This is a genomic window from Streptomyces pluripotens (genome assembly GCF_000802245.2).
Classification (GTDB): Bacteria; Actinomycetota; Actinomycetes; order Streptomycetales; family Streptomycetaceae; genus Streptomyces; species Streptomyces pluripotens.
On the sequence record NZ_CP021080.1, the window covers coordinates 1,012,877 to 1,028,307 of the forward strand.

Below are 15,431 nucleotides of genomic sequence, written 5' to 3' on the forward strand. Positions count from 1 at the left end.
GCGAGTCCGTGGCGGGCGGGCACCTGCACCCGATGCCGCGAACCGTGGTGTGGCGCCGCGCGTGCGGCGGTGCGTGGCGCGATCCGTGCCGGTCCGCGCCCTTCGCGGTCCTTCGTATGGACGCAGCATGACGGGAGTGGAAAGCTCGAATAACCGCGGGCGTCGCCGGAGCCGCCAGTGCACGCGGGTCCCGCGTGTCCGCGCCCACAGTGACCTCACCGTGCACGGGAGGCAGGATCATGGGCGACAAGACACAGACACACCCCGGAGCCGCCGGCAGGGCAGTAGCGGCCGACCGCCCCGCGTCCGTACGGAATGTGGTGCTGGTCGGCCACTCCGGTTCGGGAAAGACCACGCTGGTGGAGGCCCTCGCGCTGACCGCGGGAGCGGTGAACCGGGCGGGCCGCGTGGAGGACGGCGGCACCGTCTCCGACCACGACGAGATAGAACACCGGCAGCAGCGCTCCGTACAGCTCTCCCTGGTACCGGTCGAATGGGACGGCATCAAGATCAACCTCCTCGACACTCCCGGTTACGCGGACTTCGTCGGGGAACTCAGGGCCGGTCTGCGCGCCGCGGACGCGGCCCTCTTCGTCGTCTCGGCCTCGGACGGGATCGACGGATCGACCCGGATGGTCTGGGAGGAGTGCGCGGCCGTCGGGATGCCTCGCGCGATCGTGATCACACACCTGGAGGCCGCGCGCTCCGACTTCGAGGAGATGACGCGGATCTGCGCCGAGGCCTTCGGCGGCGAGGACCCCGACGCCGTACTGCCCCTGTACCTGCCGCTGCGCGGCCCCGAGGGCCCCGACGGTCACGCGCCCGTGACCGGGCTGATCGGCCTGCTGTCGCAGAAGCTGTTCGACTACTCCACGGGGGAGCGCAAGGAGTTCGAGCCCGGCGAGGACCAGCTGCCGGACATCGAGGAGGCCCGCAACCGGCTCATCGAGGGAATCATCGCCGAGAGCGAGGACGAGACCCTGATGGACCGCTACCTGGGCGGTGAGCAGGTCGACCTCAAGACCCTTGTCCAGGACCTGGAGCGGGCGGTGGCCCGCGGCACGTTCCACCCGGTGCTGGCTGCCGCACCCGCCGCCGAGGGAGCGAAGCAGGGACTGGGCACGGTCGAACTGCTGGAACTGGTCACCGGCGGGTTCCCCACCCCGTTCGAACACCCGTTGCCCGAGGTGGCCGCGCCCGACGGCAAGCCGCGTGAGATGAAGCCCTGCGACACGGACGGCCCGCTGGTCGCCGAGGTCGTCAAGACCTCCTCCGACCCCTACGTCGGCCGTATCTCCATGGTCCGTGTCTTCTCGGGCACCCTGCGGCCCGAGAAGACGGTGCACGTCTGCGGGCACGGACTGGCCGACCACGGCCACGAGGGCCGCCCCCTCCACGAGGCCGACGAGAAGATCGGCGCCCTGTCCATGCCCTTCGGCAAGCAGCAGCGCCCGGTGACGCACGCGGTCGCCGGTGACCTGGTGTGCGTGGCCAAGCTGGGCCACGCCGAAACCGGCGACACACTGTCCGCGAAGGACGATCCGCTCCTGATGGAGCCCTGGCAGATGCCCGACCCGCTGCTGCCGCTCGCCATCCGGGCGCACAGCAAGGCCGACGAGGACAAGCTCTCCCAGGGCGTGGCCCGGTTGGTCGCCGAGGATCCCACGATGCGCCTGGAGCAGAACCCGGACACCCACCAGGTGGTCCTGTGGTGCCTGGGCGAGGCCCACGCCGACGTCGCACTGGAGCGGCTGCGCACCCGCTACGGCGTCCAGGTCGACGTGGTCCCGCACAAGGTCTCCCTCCGGGAGACGTTCGCGGAGAAGGCCACCGGGCGGGGACGTCACGTGAAGCAGTCCGGCGGGCACGGACAGTACGCCATCTGCGAGATCGAGGTGGAACCGCTGCCCGGCGGCTCGGGCATCGAGTTCGTGGACAAGGTGGTCGGCGGCGCGGTGCCCCGCCAGTTCATCCCGTCCGTCGAGAAGGGCGTGAGGGCGCAGGCCGCCAAGGGGGTCGCCGCCGGCTATCCGCTGATCGATGTGCGGGTCACGTTGGTGGACGGCAAGGCCCACTCGGTGGACTCCTCCGACGCCGCCTTCCAGACCGCGGGCGCACTCGCGCTGCGTGAGGCCGCCACGGAGGCGAAGATCCATCTGCTGGAGCCGGTGGCCGAGGTGACCGTGCTGGTGGGCGACGACTTCGTGGGCGCCGTGATGAGCGACCTGTCGAGCCGGCGCGGCCGGCTACTCGGCACCGAACAGATGGGCTCCGGACGGACCTTGATCCGGGCGGAAGTGCCGGAGTTCGAGATCGGCCGGTACGCCGTCGACCTGCGCTCGCTGTCGCACGGCACGGCCCGCTTCGACCGGGCCTACGCCCGGCACGAGCCGATGCCGCCGCAGATCGCCGAGCGCATCCGTGAACAGGCAGGGGACGAAGCGTAGGAGGGCATCGTGCGGACGGGCCCGGTACGGCCCGCGGTTGGTGTCCGCGAACCGGCCCTGGACGGCGCCAGGTTCGCCGACACGGACCGACCGGATCGGCACCAGGTACGCGAACCCCCGGCGGACCGGGGCGGGACGGCGCCCGCACGGCCGCATGATCGGGGCGGGTCCGGCTTCGCACCCGGGCGGGCGGTTTCGACCGTCCGCCCGCGTGTTGTCGGTATGGCCGGATACGCTGATCACCTGGTCACGTCGTGCCGCAGTTGTTCGGCGCTCGCGTGATATCGGCGCGACGGCCGGTCCAACAGGTGTGCGGAGCAAGGAAGTCGGGAAGGCCGCAGAAGCACAGCCGGCGGCGATGGGGGCGGGAATGTCGTTTGGAACGGAGTGGGACGGGCCGCAGGTGCCCGTCTCGGGCGACGCGGGGCATGCGGCGACCTCCTCGCTGGCCTCCGCGGCGTACCGGGACAGCCCGATCGAGGAGATCAAGAAGGCCGACAACGAATGGCACCAGTCGACCGTCAAGCCCGGACGGATCGCACTGTTCCGGCCGAATCTCGGCGAGGCGTTCTCCCGGGCCGTGGTCGACCGCATGCTCGCCCCTGGCCGCAAGCCCCTCATCCAGTCCTTCGGCTCCGAGCCCAGGTTCGTGGTGGAGCACTGCCTGGCGGCCAACCACCTCCGCCGGGAGCGGGACAACCGCCTGACCGCCGTGACGGTCCTGTGCGGACTGCTGTTCCTGCCCGGGCTGATCGGCTGGCTGCTCGTCTTCCAGCTGCGCGCGCTCGTCGCCAGACGCGACGGCAAACGCGCCGGCCCGCTGGCCACCGCACTGCTCCTCGGCGTCGGCGCGCTCTCGGTGCTGTTCCTGATCAAAATGCCGTTCGGCGGCTTCTGGGCGTGGTATGCGCGCGCCGCCGTCGTGGTGCCCGTGCTGGGCTGGTTCCTGGCCAAGCAGATCTGCGAGCGCGCCGCCAAGGACCTGCGGGCCCGCTGGGACGGCCTGCTTTCCGGTACCAGCGTCGGCGCCAAGGTTCCCGAGGCCGTACCCCGCAGCCCGGACGAGACCGCGGCCGAGGAATTGCGCCAGTCACTGGCACGGCTCAGCGCCGAGCAGCAGTCCAATTCGGTCTTCTACGCCGGGCCCAAGGGCATACTCGGCATGGGGACCCGGTGGGGTGCCTGGCAGCTCGCTGAAGACCTGGTGCCCGTCGACCCCGCCCGGGAGATCCACCCCTTCCGCAGCTGGGACGTCATACGCGCGATCCACGACCAGTTGGGCCTGCTGGAGCGCGGCCCGCTGAACACCGGCGGCTTCCCCAAACCGTCGGTACGGCACTGGATCGTCACGCCGATCGGCGAGAAGGCCGGAGCGGTGTCCCGGCCTGAGGGCTCCGATGTCGAGGCCTTCCAGGTCAAGCCGCACGCCATACAGGAGATCTGCAACAAGCAGCAGTTCGGCAGTGGCGACAGGTATTACCTGGGGGTGCAGTGGACGCTGTGGGACGGACAGCTGGTCCTCACCATGCTGATCTCGGTGACCGTGCTGCACGAGACGCTGCGCATCGAGGTCACCGGGCACGCCCTGGGACCGGTGAACCCGCTCTTCAACGCCAAGCCGGAGGCACCGACCAAGGAGGTCACCAAGACCCTCAAACCCTGGGAAACCCGTTCGATCAAGCTACCGCTGGTCGGCACGGACGAGGTGGTACGACTCGCCGCCCGCGCCCCGCTGACCTGGTATCCGCCGCTGCTCAACTGGCTCGGGGGCTCGTTGGGCCTCCCTGAACCGTTCGGCCTGCGCCACGCCTGGGCCGACCAGCCGTGGCGGCACCGCTTCATGGCCGACGACGCGCTGCGCGCGGCCACGCCGGTGCTGCGGGTGGTGCACTCTGCGGCGATCAAGGTGCTCCAGGAACACGGCGTCGACACGGAGAAGTTCGGCGCCCGGTCGTCCTCCCTCAGCGGCGCCGTGCAGGACCCGGCGCCGAAGAAGGCGGACCTGTACGACGCGTAGCGGGCACCTCTCGCCGAGGCGCCCGCTCGATGCGGCTACTCGGGCCACGCCTCCGCCAGCATCCTCCTGGTGTCGGCCAGCAACTGCGGCAGCACCCGGGTGTGGCCCACCACCGGCATGAAGTTCGTGTCGCCACCCCAGCGCGGGACGACGTGCTGGTGCAGATGGGCGGCGATACCTGCGCCCGCCACCGCGCCCTGGTTCATGCCGATGTTGAAGCCCTGCGCCCCGGAGGCGGTGCGCAGGGCGGTCATCGCCTGCTTGGTCAGCTCGGCCAGCTCGGCGGTCTCCGGCCCGGTCAGGTCGGTGTAGTCGGCCACGTGCCGGTACGGCACGGTCATCAGGTGTCCGCCGTTGTAGGGGTAGAGGTTGAGCACGGCGTACGTGTGCTCACCACGCCGGACGATCAGTCCGTCCTCGTCGGACTTGGCCGGGATGGAGCAGAAGGGGCAACCGTCGCCGGCTCCCGGACCGGTCGGCTTGTTCTCACCCTGGATGTAGGCCATCCGGTGGGGCGTCCACAGGCGCTGGAACGCGTCCTGCGTCCCCACTCCGATCTGCTGTTCCGGCTCACTCGTCATGTGAGGCAGCATATGGCTTCGCCCGTTCGCGGCGTGTCGCCGGGGCGAACAGCAGCCGTCCACCGGCCAAGCTTGGCCGGTGGACGCCGACAGCCCCGAAGCCCGCTGGGAGCAGCGCACCGAGATCCCCCTCTTCTTGGCGGCCCTGCTCTTCATCGCTGCCTATGCCGCCCGTGTGCTGGCAGTGGACATGCCTGCCCTCTGGCAGGACGTGTGCGGGTTCGCATTGCTCGCCCTCTGGATGCTGTTCGCCGTGGACTACGGGGTGCGCTGGAGGCTGAGCGGGCAGGGCCTGCGCTTCGTTCCCGCCCATCCCCTACACACGGTCGTGGTGATCCTGCCGCTGCTGCGCCCCCTGCGCATCATTCCGCTGTACGACGTCATGCGACGCCGGCACGTACAGCCCCGGCTCTCCTTGCACGCCCGCGTGATCGCCTACGCCAGCCTGTCCACCCTCCTCCTCGGCTTCGCTGGTTCCCTCGCGGTCTACCAGCAGGAGCGCGACGCACCCGGGGCGACGATGCGGACGTTCGGGGACGCCGTGTGGTGGGCCTGCTCGACCCTCAGCACCGTCGGTTACGGCGACATCACCCCGGTGACCCCGCTGGGCCGGGTGATCGCGAGCGGAATGATGGCCGGCGGGCTGGCCCTGCTCGGCGCGGTGACGGGTTCGTTCTCCTCCTGGCTGCTGCAGGTCTTCTCTCTTGAGGGCGACGAAAGGCCCCCGCAGGACTGACTCCCGCGAAGGCCTTCGTACGCCGGGCCGGCACCGGGCCGGACCGATCACGCCGGTCCGGCTGGGAAGCAGACAGCCGGACCGGATCAAACCTGGGTCCGCTCCTCCACCACCTTGGCGATCTTCGCGAGGGCCTCGTCGAACGGGATGCCGTTCTCCTGGGAGCCGTCGCGGTAGCGGAAGGACACCGAGCCGTTCGACATGTCCTCGTCGCCCGCGATGACCATGAAGGGCACCTTCTGCTTCTGGGCGTTGCGGATCTTCTTCTGCATGCGGTCCGAGGAGGAGTCCACCTCGACCCGCAGGCCCTTCTTCCTGGCCGCCGACGCGAACTTCTCCAGGTACTCCACGTGCGCGTCACCGATCGGGATGCCCACCGCCTGAACCGGCGCCAGCCATGCCGGGAAGGCCCCCGCATAGTGCTCCAGGAGGACCGCGAAGAAGCGCTCGATGGAGCCGAACAGCGCGCGGTGGATCATGACCGGACGCTGCTTGGAGCCGTCCTGGCCGGTGTACTCCAAGGTGAAGCGCTCAGGCAGGTTGAAGTCGAGCTGGATCGTCGACATCTGCCAGGTACGGCCGATCGCGTCCTTCGCCTGGACGGAGATCTTCGGACCGTAGAAGGCGGCGCCGCCCGGGTCCGGCACCAGCGGCAGGCCCTGCTTCTCAGCGACCTGGCGCAGCGTCTCGGTCGCCTCCTCCCAGACCTCGTCGGAACCGACGAACTTCTCCGGGTCCTTGGTGGACAGCTCCAGGTAGAAGTCGGTCAGGCCGTAGTCGCGCAGCAGGCCGAGGACGAAGGTGAGCGTCTTGTCCAGCTCCTCGGACATCTGCTCACGGGTGCAGTAGATGTGCGCGTCGTCCTGGGTGAAGCCGCGGGCTCGGGTGAGACCGTGCACGACGCCCGACTTCTCGTACCGGTACACGGTCCCGAACTCGAAGAGACGCAGCGGCAGTTCGCGGTAGGAACGACCGCGCGCATCGAAGATCAGGTTGTGCATCGGACAGTTCATGGGCTTGAGGTAGTAGTCCACGCCCTCGTCGAGCTGCATGGGCGGGTACATGCCTTCGGCGTACCAGTCCAGGTGGCCCGAGGTTTCGAAGAGCTTCCCCTTCGTTGCGTGCGGGGTGTAGACGAACTCGTAGCCCTCTTCCTCGTGGCGGCGCCGCGAGTAGTCCTCCATGACCCGGCGGACGATCCCACCCCTGGGATGGAAGACCGCGAGGCCCGAGCCGATCTGCTCCGGGATGGAGAAGAGGTCCAGCTCGGAGCCGAGCTTGCGGTGGTCGCGCTTCTCGGCCTCGGCAAGGAAGTCCAGGTGCTGCTTCAGCTCGTCCTTGGACGGCCATGCGGTGCCGTAGATGCGCTGGAGCATCGGGTTCTTCTCGCTGCCGCGCCAGTAGGCGGCAGCGTTGCGCATCAGCTTGAACGCCGGGATGAGCCGGGTGGAGGGCACGTGCGGACCGCGGCAAAGGTCCTTCCAGCACAGCTCACCGGTCTTGGCGTCCAGGTTGTCGTAGATGGTCAGTTCGCCGGCGCCGACTTCGACGTCCGCACCGTCGTCGGTGGACGCGGAGCCCTTGAGCCCGATCAGCTCCAGCTTGTACGGCTCGCTCGCCAGCTCCTCACGGGCCGCCTCGTCGGTGACCACCCGGCGGGCGAACTTCTGCCCGCGCTTCTGGATCTCCTGCATCTTCTTCTCGATGGCCTTGAGATCCTCGGGCGTGAACGGCTTCTCGACGTCGAAGTCGTAGTAGAAGCCGTCCTTGACGGGCGGGCCGATGCCCAGCTTGGCCTCGGGGAACAGCTCCTGCACGGCCTGGGCCAGGACGTGCGCGGTGGAGTGGCGCAGGATGTTCAGCCCGTCCTGGGACGAGATCTCGACACCCTCGACCTCGTCACCGTCGGACAGTGCGTACGCGAGGTCCTTCAGTTCTCCGCCCACGCGGGCGGCGATGACCGACCGCTGGCCCGCGAACAGCTCGGCGGCCGTAGTGCCCGTTGTCACCACGCGTTCTTCCCGCTCGGAATCGCGTTGGATGATCACACGGACGTCTGACACCGGTCTCTCCTGACTGAAGGTGGGGTGCGGCGCCATACCAGGAGCGCGCGCACAGGCGATCGTACCGACCCGGGGGTACCGACCGCGAAACGGTGACTCTCAGTCCCCGTCCGCGTACGCTTCCTCGACGAAGTCGAGGTTCTCCTGGAGGGACTTCAGCAGTCGGTCCCGCTCCGCCTCGTCGACCTGAACGGGTACGACACCGGAGGCTCCGGTGAGCCTGCGGAAGCCGCCCCGCCGCTCCAACCGGCCGCGCACGCACACGGGGAGTCCGACGAGATGGGCATGGCCGGCGATGCGGTAGTCCTCCTCGTCCAGGGCGACGCGGACGTGGGAGACCTCGGCACCGGCCAGGACACGCAGGCGTACGGTGCCCTCGCCGCCGGGTCCGGCCCTGCGCATCCGGACGACGGCCCCGGTGACGCAGGCCGGGACGGAGGGTTCCGCGCTCAGGTAGCGGGCTGCGGCCTCACGCAGCACGGGCAGGTCGCCGGGTGAGAACTCGATCGGGTCGGCCGGGGCGGCACATCCGTCGGGTGCGCCGGCGCCGGGTGCCCAGGCGACGGCGACACGGGCACCCTCGGTGCCGCGGACGAGCTCGCTCAGCGCCTCGGTCAGCTCACGGCTGACACCGGCTTCGACGGCGCCGTCGAAGGCGTCCATGCCACCGGTGGCCCGCCGGTAGTCGATGGCCTCGCGGGCGGCGCACAGCGCCTGGTGGAGGCGGACGGTGAGGGGGCGGCCGGTGGACAGGGGCGCGAAGGCGGTGAGCCGGCGCCCCTCAGCCGCGGGGCCGACGAGGACGTCCGCCAGGAGGGCGACGGCCGCGCGGCGGTGCCGGGCTCCGTAGTAGCCGGCCCGAGCGCGTGTGGCGAGCGCGGCCGCGAGCAGCATCTGCCGTGCGGCAGCACGCAGTTGCTCGTCGGCCGTCCACGCCGCGGCGCCGACGGGCCCGCTCGGGGTGTCCCGCCACCAGCGGATCTCGTCGCTGGGGACGGCGAGGGAGATCAGCACCTCGTGCGCGGAGGGGGTGTCGGTGCGAGCGAGCGCACCGAGGGCCTCGGCGAGCAGGTCGTCACTGTCGGGGAAGGCACGGCTCTCCGGCACCAGCAGGCTGGTCCCCCCGCCACTCGGTCCCGGTGGGGTCCACCGGCCGTAGCGCCCGGCAGCTCCCCCACGCCGCTGCCACCCGTGCCGGCGCAGCAGGGCGCCCAGCACGGCGGGGTCGACCTCGGCAGGCTCCGGCGGGCGGTTCCAGGGCAGATCGTCGGGGTGCGGCCGAACCCGCCGCACCGGCTCCTCGTAGGGACGGCTCCTCATGGCCTGCCTCCCGTCCCGACCCGCGTCATGATCTCGCAGAGGGCCCGGTCGTCGAAGATGCGCGAGGTCGGTATCCGCACGGTGGTCCGGTGCCGGCCCGTGACGGGGTGCCCGGCGAGGTTGATCCAGTAGCAGCAATGTCTGAGGTCGAGCCGGTCGTGGCTGGCGCGCAGCCAGTCGTCCGGGGAGCGCGGGACCAGCATGACGACCAGGATCTTGTGCACCGAGACGGGGGTCCGGGCGAGCTTGCGCAAATGGTCGTTGTCAAGGGTGAAGGAGAAGGAACGGCCCAGGCCGGGGGGCGGGGCCGCGGTGCGGTCCGTGCGGGATGGCGAGGGGAGCCGGGCGGGCGGTTTCGGTGCGAGCTGGTAGGTGGCCTTCAGCTGCACCTTGATGGTGACCTCGTCGTCGACGGTGTGACCCGGCGCGCTGTGGCTGATGTGCCAGTCGATGCCGTTGTCCGGGAAAGGCTGGGACAGGGAGCAGCCGGCCGCGGCGGCGACCGCGTGCAGATAGCCGACCTGCAGCGTCTCCATGCAGGCGGTGGTGGCGAGCGTGCCGCGAAGGGAGCCCGTGCGGTCGGGCAGCAGACCGCCCCGCTCGGGCTGCGCCATGGCCATGACCAATAGCCTTCCAAGCCAAGAGTTTCCCCACTACGGGCCGCTGAACTGCAAAGACCCGTACTCCTGTTGTGTCCTCCCGGCGTACGGCGCAAACGGCCCGGGTATCACCAAACAGGCAGAAGACGGCACGTCACCTGCTATGGGTGAACGAGGAGTTGGGTTGGGATGACGACCTGGTACGAGGGGCCGCTGGCCGCCTTCGACACGGAGACGACGGGCGTGGACGTCGAGGCCGACCGGATCGTGTCGGCCGCCGTCGCCGTCCAGGACGCGCCGGGATCCCGGCCCCGGATCACCCGTTGGCTGGTGAACCCGGGTGTGCCGGTGCCGGAGGCAGCGACCGCGGTGCACGGCCTGACGGAGGAACACCTGCAGCGCAACGGCCGCTGGCCGGCGCCGGTGGTGTACGAGATAGCCGAGGAGCTGGCCAGGCAGGCCGGGATGGGCCGGCCGCTGGTGGTGATGAACGCGCCGTTCGATCTGACGCTACTGGACCGGGAGTTGCGCCGGCACCGGGCGTCGTCGCTGGAGCACTGGTTTGAGGCGGCCCCGTTGCGGGTGCTGGACCCGCGAGTGCTGGACAAGCACCTGGACCGCTACCGCAAGGGCCGTCGCACGTTGACCGACCTGTGCGCGCACTACGACGTGACGCTGCAGGACGCCCACGACGCGGCGGCGGACGCATTGGCCGCACTGGAGGTCGTACGGGCTCTGAGCCGTCGTTTCGCGACCCGTCTGGAACGTCTGTCCCCCGCCGAACTGCACTCGCTGCAGGCCGGCTGGCACGCGGCGCAGGCACGCGGGCTGCAGGCCTGGTTCGCGCGCAGCGGCTCGACGGAGATCGTCAGCACGGACTGGCCGCTGCGGCCGGAGCTGCCCGCTGCGGCGTAGCGGACACGGGCCGCCAGGAACCGACTCCGCTGTCACTCGCACCCGCACCACCGACACCACCGGAGCGAGCCTCCGCCGGAGCCGCCCCGGTACCTTCCGCCGGAGCTGCTTCAGTCGTGGGGAAGGGGCACCTCCCAGGAGGCGCTCGCGCTTGCCCGAGGCCCCCTGGCACCACAAGAGCCGGTCCGCTGTGCGGACCGGCTCTTCCCGGTGGGCGATACGGCTCACCTCTGGAACACAAAAGCCCAGCTCCAAGCCCTCCAGCACCTTGTCGCCACACTTCCGGGACTGGATGCGCCGCTGGTGGAGCAGGTTCGAGCGCCCGCTCCACGCACAGCCAAGCGCCTCAAAGGTGCCCAAGTGCAAGAGCTGGTCACGGCGTACGAAGTCGGGGCCACGGTGTACCAGCTCGCCGACCGCTTCGGGATCGAGCGGCGAACGGTCAGCAAGATCCTCAAGCGACAAGGCGTAGCGACCCGTTGGCAGCGTCTCAGCGAGGCGGATGTGGACGAAGCCGAGCGCCTGTACGCCAAAGGCCTGTCGCTGGCCCGGGTCGCCGAACGCTTGGACGTAGCCGCCGACACGGTCCGCCTGCGCTTGTTGAAGCGCGGCGTCAAGATGCGCGACCCCCATTGGCGAGGATGATCACGAACCACACACCAAGAATGCCCCACTCGCCCATGGTCGGCGAGTGGGGCATTCATTTTCTTCTGACATAGCGCAAATCTTACGGCAAGTACCGTATAACTAAAATCACCAACCACTAAACGGAAGGAGCTTCAAATGAGTGAGCAACAACCAGATATGCAACCACAGGTTTCAGCAGCGACAGAAGAAGAACGCAAGCCCGTAGTCTTCGCCGTACGCATTGATCCAGTTCTACGAGAACAGATTGAGGGGCTACGCGGCATAACCGAGCAGAGTGTCAACGATGTTGGTGTCGAAGCCCTCAACGACTGGGTTACGAAGACACTTACCGATGAGGCCATCCAAGAGAAGGCTATGGCCGAGTTAGACGCCGAGGAGAAGCGACTCCAGGAACGGCGGGCTGCGATTGCGGGAATCCTCGGACAGCAGGCCACCGGGGCGGGAACTGCCAGCAAGGCCGCTCCAGAAGCAGGTACCACCAGCCGAGGCGGGCGTAGAAGCAAAGGCGGAAGCGAATAGCTCCCGCATCACACCACTCGCCGAAACCGATACCTGTCCTTGATGAAGCGAGCATGGTAGCGACCTTTGCTCGAAGCGCTCATGAACGCGGCGTACACAGACTGCGGAACACCGTAGTACTGATACGCAGTTCCGCTGTGGAACCCGACCTCAAGAATCGATCCTTCGAGGGCATAGCCCACAGAGGCAACATTACTTGAGGCGACAGGCTGTCGCTGCAAGACCCCTCCTTCAGATATTCGTTCCGGCTGGCTTCAGTTTGCATCAGTTGATCGTGTGAATGTTCTCCCCCTTGTGGTTCTGCACCCACACGTCGCCGTCATCCCAAATCTTGACGGTAATAGTGCCGTTGTACCGAGTAGAGAGCACCTTGGCGCCGTGGCTCTTGTACTCGTCGGAGGCGTCGGTGTCGGGCTTCTTGCCGACCGAGCAGATCACGACCTCCGGCGACATGGCGTCGACGGCCTCCTCGTGGTAGCCAGACTCCCGGCCGTGGTGCGACGCCTTCAGGATGTCGCACTTGATCGCATCCTCCCCAGGATTATCCAGGATGGACTTCCAGGCTGCCGACTCGGCGTCGCCCGGCAGGATCACCGTACGGCCGGCGTGCGTGAGCTTCAGGACGTAGGAACAGTCGTTGTAGCTGCCGCTTACAGAACAGCCGTCGATCAGCTCCTGCGTGGGGGACAAGATCTCGATACTGTCATCCGTCCAGTACTCCCCCGTCGAGCCCCTGAACTTGTTCAGGACCTTGTGCGTGCTGCCGTCCGGCCCCTTTCCCTGGCGCAGGTTCTCGTACGCCTCCCAGTCCGCGTAGTCGAACGGCCCGTAGTCAAAGTCAGACTTCTTGAACGTCTTATCATGCTCGACATCCCAGAAGTTACCCAGATCCACCTTCTCGTCCCAGAAGATCCGGTGCAGGCCGCTCATGTGGTCCATGTCGGGGTGCGTCTGGATGTAGCGGAAGAGGCTCTTACCCGAGAAGTTTTCCTTGAAGTAGTCAGCCGGATCGACCAGCAGCGACTTGTAGTACTCCTCCCATGAGCGGAACTGGCCCTCGATGAAGCGGCGTGAGCGGAACTCGTACAGCGACAGCCCCTTGCTGGCGGCCAGGGCCTTCTCGTCCTCCTCGGGCAGCTTTTTCGAGTTGTTTATGTCAATCATCATGATCCGCCCCGAGGGCAGCTCAACGATCGTGCAGTCTCCGTGCCCCACATTGAGGAAATGAATCTTCATCACGGGTGTTTCACTACTCCGTTCAAGGTCGTACAGGATTATGCGTTCGGATCCGGCGCAGCCACAGGGGCGTCACCTTTCAAGGTGACAGCGGACTGCAACAGTTGCTGGGCGTATTTGTTAGCCGCTTCTCGCACCCGCCCTGGAGACGGCCACACGCACCAGTAGATGAAGAATGCGAGGCATGAAGCCACGCCGAACAGGTTCTCGGATGTAATGCCGTCCTGGTGCCGCCCGAGCGACACCCATGCCATGTAGGCGCCTACAACCAGGACTCCGCCGAGGCTGATGCCGCGCCCGATCCAGCGAACCCCGTACAGGTTGCGCGCAAACCCGTAGTTTCGGTTCTCGTTGAACAACAGCTTGAACTTCTCGGAGTCGCGCGTACGGTCTCGCACCTGACCGACAGCGGTGGCAATCGCCTGGTCGGCCCGCGAAGAGTTCGCGCGCTCCGCCCGCAGACTCAGAAGCTCTACGCCGGACACTTCCGCCACTGCCTTGCGCCACAGGTCCCGCTGCACTTCGTTGTCCGAGGGCTCCCGCAGCCTCAACCATGCCGTAGTGGGCGGGCCGCCCCAGCTGGCCCAAAGGGTCTTCTCGGCCTTCCGGCCCTGCTGACGAACTATGTCAGCCACGACGACGGGGGTACCGATGAGGACCACCGCGCCCATGACGTAGGACACCGTCGGGAGCTGACGCAAGCTCAGCACCGACAGCAGGATCGCCACCGGAAAGATTGCAAGCAGACCGGGCACAAGTCTCGCCCGGCGCTCGTACTCGTCGAGCCACACCACGGTCAGACACCCCCGGCGGCGGCCTGCTCGTGACGGTTCCCGCTGAGGTTCCCATGCCGGAGGGCGATGGCATCGCACCCCTTGGGCTCCTCCCCGACCGGGAGAAGGTCGATCTCGTATCGCACGTTGGTTCCTTGGCATCCAGGCGCATTGGCGCATCACACAAAGAGACGGCCGCCGCACCCCCGTGCCATCGGCCAACTACTCCACACAGTAGCCCCACAGACCGACATTCACTCACGCTCCGTCAGGCTCGGGGCAGACAAAGGGAGTAGACCACCCACGCCCCTGACCGAACGTGATCACTTCTGTCGACCAGTGACCGTGTGCATCTCTCGCTCCAACACCCACACGAACGCCACGCCACCCTTGGGGAACGTCCAGCCCTCATAGGCGACTTCGACACACGGTGACGGATCCGATGCAGCGAGCTCGGTGTACCGCGGTTGCCGAGGACCAGAGAGGTAGTCCAGGACGTTCATGTAGCGGATACCGCAATCGCCGTACCAGAGTTCAGCCCTGAAGTCCTTGGTCGGCTGGGCGAGGTCGAGGTGTAGGGCATGTCCGTGCTGCTGGACCAGCACGCGGTACGTGTACGAAACGGTGACCGGCTCCCAGGTCTTCACGTCACCGCCGAGGCCCACGGTGCAGACCTGGCCCTCCTTGCGGACGCTGCGCCGGATCTTCTGCGACTTGCCGTTCACGGCGAGCTGCACGAGCTCGAATACCTCGGGCGACGACGCATCGAGGCCGTGAACAGGCTCGAAGTACCACGTCGCCGTAGACACCGGGTCGGTCAGAAGTTCCCGGTAGGTGTCCAGGTCGGAGACACAGGAGAAGCGGAGCACTGGGCTCGACGGCACGAAGCGGTACTCCCACCGGATGGTGGCGACGAACATCGCGCCTCGGCCCTCCGCCGGCCCCTTGGCCCAGGGCGCGAGCGATACCGCAACGCGGGCGTCCTCCCATCGCTGCTTGGCTCCGATGATCTGCTTCCGGAGGTCCTCGTAGGCGTCAGCCGCCAGTTCGTTGTCACCGAGCCGGATGGACAGACAGTTCTCGACGATCCGGTCGAGCGTCTTCGGGGACGCCACGTTCGTCAGGGCCTCCGGCGCGAAGGCGAAGCCGTCGACCACCGCGTCCCGGATCGCAGGCGCTTCCTCGGAGAGCACCTTGCGGAGGCGATCATTGGCTCGCGTCTCAGCGTCGGCCTGGTCGATGTACTCGAAGAAGATGGCGATCAGGCCCGTAGTGAACAGGGCCGAGCCCACATCCAAGACGGGAAGGTCGTTGAACCACGCCCAACCCGCGTGGCCGGCTGCCCAGTGCGCCAAGACCATGAGGGCAATGCCCGCAACCGTTGCGACGGTGGCGAGGAGTGCGAGCTTGGTGCGGTAGAGACGTTGTAGCGGGCTCTGCATACAAGATCAATTGTAACAAACGTGCAGCTCAGCTCCAATGCCGAGCGCAGGAAGACCCCGGGCCGCAAGGGGTGCGAGCCGGGGTCTCCAGGGTGCGGGGCTATCCGCCGCCGGTACCACCGCCACCACCGTTGC

Annotated in this window: 14 protein-coding genes; 6 read left to right on the forward strand and 8 right to left on the reverse strand. The window is 67.9% G+C overall.

Annotation, left to right across the window (positions count from 1 at the left end; all coding sequences use genetic code 11):
- Positions 1 to 239 precede the first annotated feature (239 nt).
- Complete coding sequence (locus LK06_RS04335; protein WP_043434071.1) at positions 240 to 2,447, forward strand: elongation factor G-like protein EF-G2; 2,208 nt, start codon at positions 240 to 242, stop codon at positions 2,445 to 2,447.
- Between the two features lie 370 nt (positions 2,448 to 2,817).
- Entirely contained in the window at positions 2,818 to 4,464 is a 1,647-nt protein-coding gene (locus LK06_RS04340; RefSeq protein WP_086083643.1) for a hypothetical protein, read from the forward strand.
- Positions 4,465 to 4,499: 35 nt separating this feature from the next.
- Here LK06_RS04340 and LK06_RS04345 read toward each other — a convergent pair whose 3' ends face one another.
- Entirely contained in the window at positions 4,500 to 5,057 is a 558-nt protein-coding gene (locus tag LK06_RS04345) for an HIT family protein (protein ID WP_039648920.1), read from the reverse strand.
- Positions 5,058 to 5,124: 67 nt separating this feature from the next.
- On the opposite strand from LK06_RS04345, the gene LK06_RS04350 reads away from it, so the two are divergent.
- The gene (locus LK06_RS04350) at positions 5,125 to 5,781 is read left to right on the forward strand and encodes a potassium channel family protein (protein ID WP_039648918.1); all 657 of its coding nucleotides are present in this window, start codon (positions 5,125 to 5,127) and stop codon (positions 5,779 to 5,781) included.
- Between the two features lie 86 nt (positions 5,782 to 5,867).
- On the opposite strand, the gene thrS is transcribed toward LK06_RS04350, so the two are convergent.
- From thrS to LK06_RS04365, 3 genes are all read right to left on the reverse strand, one after another.
- Positions 5,868 to 7,844, reverse strand: a complete 1,977-nt coding sequence (gene thrS / locus LK06_RS04355; protein ID WP_039648916.1) for a threonine--tRNA ligase — start codon at positions 7,842 to 7,844, stop codon at positions 5,868 to 5,870.
- 99 nt (positions 7,845 to 7,943) lie between these two features.
- Positions 7,944 to 9,164, reverse strand: a complete 1,221-nt coding sequence (locus LK06_RS04360; protein ID WP_039648914.1) for a hypothetical protein — start codon at positions 9,162 to 9,164, stop codon at positions 7,944 to 7,946.
- Positions 9,161 to 9,784, reverse strand: a complete 624-nt coding sequence (locus LK06_RS04365) for a DUF4365 domain-containing protein (protein WP_043408914.1) — start codon at positions 9,782 to 9,784, stop codon at positions 9,161 to 9,163. Before LK06_RS04365 ends, LK06_RS04360 begins: the two co-directional genes overlap by 4 nt.
- A gap of 168 nt (positions 9,785 to 9,952) precedes the next feature.
- On the opposite strand from LK06_RS04365, the gene LK06_RS04370 reads away from it, so the two are divergent.
- The 3 genes from LK06_RS04370 to LK06_RS33010 all read left to right on the forward strand — a co-directional run bounded on the left by LK06_RS04370 (position 9,953) and on the right by LK06_RS33010 (position 11,845).
- On the forward strand, positions 9,953 to 10,678 hold the full coding sequence (locus LK06_RS04370) for a 3'-5' exonuclease (RefSeq protein WP_039648910.1): 726 nt from the start codon (positions 9,953 to 9,955) through the stop codon (positions 10,676 to 10,678).
- A 360-nt stretch (positions 10,679 to 11,038) separates the two neighbouring features.
- A complete protein-coding gene (locus tag LK06_RS04375) occupies positions 11,039 to 11,323 on the forward strand; it encodes a helix-turn-helix domain-containing protein (RefSeq protein WP_052318964.1) in 285 nt (94 codons plus the stop codon).
- A 138-nt stretch (positions 11,324 to 11,461) separates the two neighbouring features.
- A complete protein-coding gene (locus LK06_RS33010) occupies positions 11,462 to 11,845 on the forward strand; it encodes a hypothetical protein (RefSeq protein ID WP_159025276.1) in 384 nt (127 codons plus the stop codon).
- Between the two features lie 8 nt (positions 11,846 to 11,853).
- On the opposite strand, the gene LK06_RS04380 is transcribed toward LK06_RS33010, so the two are convergent.
- The 4 genes from LK06_RS04380 to LK06_RS04395 all read right to left on the reverse strand — a co-directional run bounded on the left by LK06_RS04380 (position 11,854) and on the right by LK06_RS04395 (position 15,296).
- Positions 11,854 to 12,066 carry a KTSC domain-containing protein gene (locus tag LK06_RS04380; protein WP_078858934.1) on the reverse strand — a complete coding sequence of 71 codons (213 nt, stop codon included), beginning with the start codon at positions 12,064 to 12,066 and terminating at the stop codon, positions 11,854 to 11,856.
- Positions 12,067 to 12,109: 43 nt separating this feature from the next.
- On the reverse strand, positions 12,110 to 13,084 hold the full coding sequence (locus LK06_RS04385; RefSeq protein ID WP_043434067.1) for a ComEC/Rec2 family competence protein: 975 nt from the start codon (positions 13,082 to 13,084) through the stop codon (positions 12,110 to 12,112).
- A 35-nt stretch (positions 13,085 to 13,119) separates the two neighbouring features.
- Entirely contained in the window at positions 13,120 to 13,875 is a 756-nt protein-coding gene (locus LK06_RS04390) for a hypothetical protein (RefSeq protein ID WP_043434065.1), read from the reverse strand.
- A gap of 302 nt (positions 13,876 to 14,177) precedes the next feature.
- Entirely contained in the window at positions 14,178 to 15,296 is a 1,119-nt protein-coding gene (locus LK06_RS04395; RefSeq protein WP_043434062.1) for a hypothetical protein, read from the reverse strand.
- Positions 15,297 to 15,431 lie beyond the last annotated feature (135 nt).

Coding starts and splice junctions, on each gene's coding strand:
- LK06_RS04335 (WP_043434071.1), top strand. CDS start 240: ATGGGCGACAAGACACAGACACACCCCGGAGCCGCCGGCAGGGCAGTA.
- LK06_RS04340 (WP_086083643.1), top strand. CDS start 2,818: ATGTCGTTTGGAACGGAGTGGGACGGGCCGCAGGTGCCCGTCTCGGGC.
- LK06_RS04345 (WP_039648920.1), bottom strand. CDS start 5,057: ATGCTGCCTCACATGACGAGTGAGCCGGAACAGCAGATCGGAGTGGGG.
- LK06_RS04360 (WP_039648914.1), bottom strand. CDS start 9,164: ATGAGGAGCCGTCCCTACGAGGAGCCGGTGCGGCGGGTTCGGCCGCAC.
- LK06_RS04365 (WP_043408914.1), bottom strand. CDS start 9,784: ATGGCCATGGCGCAGCCCGAGCGGGGCGGTCTGCTGCCCGACCGCACG.
- LK06_RS04370 (WP_039648910.1), top strand. CDS start 9,953: ATGACGACCTGGTACGAGGGGCCGCTGGCCGCCTTCGACACGGAGACG.
- LK06_RS33010 (WP_159025276.1), top strand. CDS start 11,462: ATGAGTGAGCAACAACCAGATATGCAACCACAGGTTTCAGCAGCGACA.
- LK06_RS04395 (WP_043434062.1), bottom strand. CDS start 15,296: ATGCAGAGCCCGCTACAACGTCTCTACCGCACCAAGCTCGCACTCCTC.